The 3,235-nt window shown below is 45.7% G+C and carries 4 protein-coding genes; all 4 read right to left on the bottom strand.

Annotated elements, in window-relative coordinates; translation table 11 throughout:
* Positions 1–30: 30 nt before the first annotated feature.
* The 4 genes from QUA77_RS28770 to QUA77_RS28755 all read right to left on the bottom strand — a co-directional run bounded on the left by QUA77_RS28770 (position 31) and on the right by QUA77_RS28755 (position 2,423).
* Complete coding sequence (locus tag QUA77_RS28770) at positions 31–732, bottom strand: group II intron maturase-specific domain-containing protein (RefSeq protein ID WP_333454021.1); 702 nt, start codon at positions 730–732, stop codon at positions 31–33.
* Positions 677–1,036 carry a reverse transcriptase domain-containing protein gene (locus QUA77_RS28765; RefSeq protein WP_333042274.1) on the bottom strand — a complete coding sequence of 120 codons (360 nt, stop codon included), beginning with the start codon at positions 1,034–1,036 and terminating at the stop codon, positions 677–679. The genes QUA77_RS28770 and QUA77_RS28765 overlap by 56 nt, the downstream gene beginning before the upstream one ends.
* On the bottom strand, positions 1,005–1,634 hold the full coding sequence (locus tag QUA77_RS28760) for a reverse transcriptase N-terminal domain-containing protein (RefSeq protein WP_333042276.1): 630 nt from the start codon (positions 1,632–1,634) through the stop codon (positions 1,005–1,007). Before QUA77_RS28760 ends, QUA77_RS28765 begins: the two co-directional genes overlap by 32 nt.
* Before the next feature lie 507 nt (positions 1,635–2,141).
* Complete coding sequence (locus tag QUA77_RS28755; RefSeq protein WP_333042277.1) at positions 2,142–2,423, bottom strand: competence protein CoiA family protein; 282 nt, start codon at positions 2,421–2,423, stop codon at positions 2,142–2,144.
* Between the last annotated feature and the right edge of the window lie 812 nt (positions 2,424–3,235).

The following is a 3,235-nucleotide window of genomic DNA, read 5'->3' as shown; positions in this document are numbered from 1 at the left end:
AGGGCTTGCACCCAAGGCGGCGTAAAGGCTCTAATCCCCTAACCCATACAGGCTAGTTTCATAGAAACGAACCGCACGAACCGAACGTGCTGGTTTCCCCGCATTCGGCTCCCGATGTTCTTGGCTTGCGCTTTTGCTCATGTGGATATAATCGTGGCAACTTTCGTGAACCGCTAGAAGATTGTTTATTTTCCAATTACTATGGCAACCATCTACATGATGCAGATGTACCTTTTCATCGCCTAGCATTTTTAAGCCACATTTTCCACATTTATGGTTTTGCCGTTTTACAGCTTTAGAGGTTTCGCCGTTATAGAGCTTGCTGTTACGCTCACTCCAGTAGGCTATATCTCCGTCGTAGGGTGATTTCTCTCCTTTGACATTGACAAATTTGTTTTCGGAGTACGGAACCGTCGGAAATGCTTTATCCAGCAGTTTTTTGCTGGTATCGCGAGATTGTTTCGATTCCTTATTGAATACCTTGAAGGCTCTATTTTGGATAAACCACAGTGATAACCGTGACCCTTCCAACTTACAGTAGCGATGGTAATTTCTCCAGCCTCTAACTACAGGGGCTAATTTCTCAGCTTTGACCGTAGCACCATAATTCGAGTTGTTAACGATGTGTTTTACCTTCTGACGGAATGCTTTAAAATTGTCCGCTGATGGAACGCATCTAAATTTCCCGTTGCGAAAGCACTTTGAAATGCCAACCGAGGAAGTCAAATCCATCTGTCGTAGCCGTTAGCTTGGTTTTCTTTTCACTAACCTTCATCCCTCGTTCTGCCAGAAATTCGCTGACTTTATCAAGTATCGCCTCCGCATCATCTTTAGGTTTCAGAATTATTACCATATCGTCCGCGTAACGGACTGATTGATGTATTTCCTCAATCCCATTGAGAGCAATATTGGCTAGTAGTGGACTTACCACGCCCCCTTGTGGGGTTCCTTGTTCAGGAAATTCTGGATTGACTCCTGATTTTAGACAGCGGAATATTCCGGTCTTAATGCCTTTTGGGGCGATGAGTCGTTCCATTATGCTCGCGCGTGCTTATCCTGTCGAAGCATTTTTCGATATCGAGTTCGATAACTCGTTTTTCTATTCCGTGGGCTTTTGAGTTTAGATTTAGAAAGAGGAATTTCTGGGCGTCCTGCGCTGACCTCCCTGTTCTGAATCCATAACTGCGAGCGTGAAAGGTTGCTTCGTGTGCTGGCTCTAGCGCGTATTTTGCGAGGCATTGCCACGCTCTATCGGCGATAGTTGGTATCTTAAGGAGGCGGGTACTCCCATCCTTTTTAGGGATTGGTATTGAACGTAACTTCTGATGTTTCCAGTTGTTACTTTTGGCTCTGAGTTCTTCACTCAGGGCAAACCTTTCCTCAAATGTGAGTGAGGCTTTCCCATCTATTCCCGCAGTCTTTTTGCCAGCGTTTAGTTGAGTTACTTGACGTATCGCCAACATTCTTGCAGCCCGAGATTTCAGAATTAGCTTTTGAAGGGACTTCGCTTTCTGCTTGTCTCCAACCTGAATCGCTTTAAACACTCGTTTTTGTAGGCGGAATAAGTCCCTTCGGAATTTCTTCCAAGGTAACGTTTTCCAAGATTCACTAACATTGCTGCCGTGTCTAATCATACTCTGCTCCAACTTATGTTCTCTGAACACCTCAGACCAATTACGGTCTGTCCTACCCGAACTAAGGGAATTCCGCTGCTCGTCTAGCCTACGAAAGAGTTCGACTTCCCCTTGACCCTCAGTTCGTTTTTCTTCGTTCCCTCGGTTAGATTGATTGTTCCTTTAGGTGGAGCCAATTTAACTTCTGGATTCCCTGGACTCTTGCCGATATTGGAACTAAAATTCGGCGGGAATGAACTCCAGTAAAGTCGGGATTAATGGTCTGTGTCCCGCTTGGGTGTAAGTTACTTTTCTAGGCTCTGTTTCACCGTTGGAACTCCCCATTAACGCCAGTGTCACCCCACACAAGATGTCTGATTGCGTCCTGTTCCCAGCTTCACTCTCCAAGAATCGAGCTTGGTCGGTGTGGGCAGATAAGGAGTCATACCTGAGTCTGGTAGAAGGGACTTACACCCTTATCAGACCGAGAGTTCAGCCTTGTGGCTGGAAACGTTATGTACGGACTGATTACCGTGATTCACGTTTCAACGAATCGCACAGTTCCTCACCCTTGAGTTCGATGTTGAAATGCTCGTAGAGCGGCAGCGAGGGAAACGCTTTGGCTTTAATCCGCTGTGACACGGGCTTGCAAGTTTCCTCGGTGTGCGCGAAGTGGTACTCTTTCACTGACCCCTTTTTCGCTGTGAGGGAGCCTCCGCAGTAGAGACAAGCGAGATTCGTTTTTCCGCGCGCAACTTCATCAATGCCCGTCAGTTCGCCACTGAGAGCAACACCAAATTTAAGCCACATTGTCTGTCAATTCTCCTTTGAGCCGGTTTTGTAGATGCACCTGCTCCACACGATGGCTTACGCCCCGCTTCGCTACGAGAATTGTAACAACAAATCCAAGGGTGAGGGCTTCTGCCTTGGGAAAGAAAGCGATCGTCATTCGATGCTCTTGATGCGCGACTGTCAATCTAAAATCTAAAATCTAAAATCCAAAATCTAAAATCTAAAATTGCTCGTCCCCAGTCGAGAATTTCTTCAGGCAAGGAGTCAGATAGGGACTTTGACAACAGAATCAGCCACATCCATGCCAAATACCAAACTTCTTAAAAAACTTAAACGAAGCTGCACCTGCAACGAAGCGGCCCGAAGATTCGGCGATTCCAAACCTTTCCTCGATGTCGCCTCCACACAGTCTTCATTGCTAAATTAGATTGACCGCTCTATCCGCTTGAACTCAATCCCCTATTGCAGCTAGTAGAAATAGGCAAGTAGAGAAATTACTACAAAAAGATTCGGTTCCCTCTACTAACACCACCAGAGTAAGAACGCTATAGTTGATAAACGTCGAAAAAAGGGCAGCTTGAAGCGATGCCCCCCAAGGCGCTGAACCTAGAAAAAAGAATAGTTTGAAAGCTTAAAGCACTATTAACCTCGTCAAAAAAATTAAGATAGAGAGTCAAGGCGAAAGCTAATACTCAATATCACAAACAACGAGAAAAAAGTCAAGGGAAAAAAACCAGCTTCAGAGCTGAGTGGAAAGAACTTGATATAAGCCAAAAGAACTCAACAACACGGAGAGTTTGATCCTGGCTCAGGATGAACGCTGGCGGTCT

Source organism: Microcoleus sp. K5-D4, from assembly GCF_036704575.1.
Taxonomy (GTDB): Bacteria; Cyanobacteriota; Cyanobacteriia; order Cyanobacteriales; family Microcoleaceae; genus Microcoleus.
This window is presented reverse-complemented; position numbering and strand designations above follow the sequence as displayed.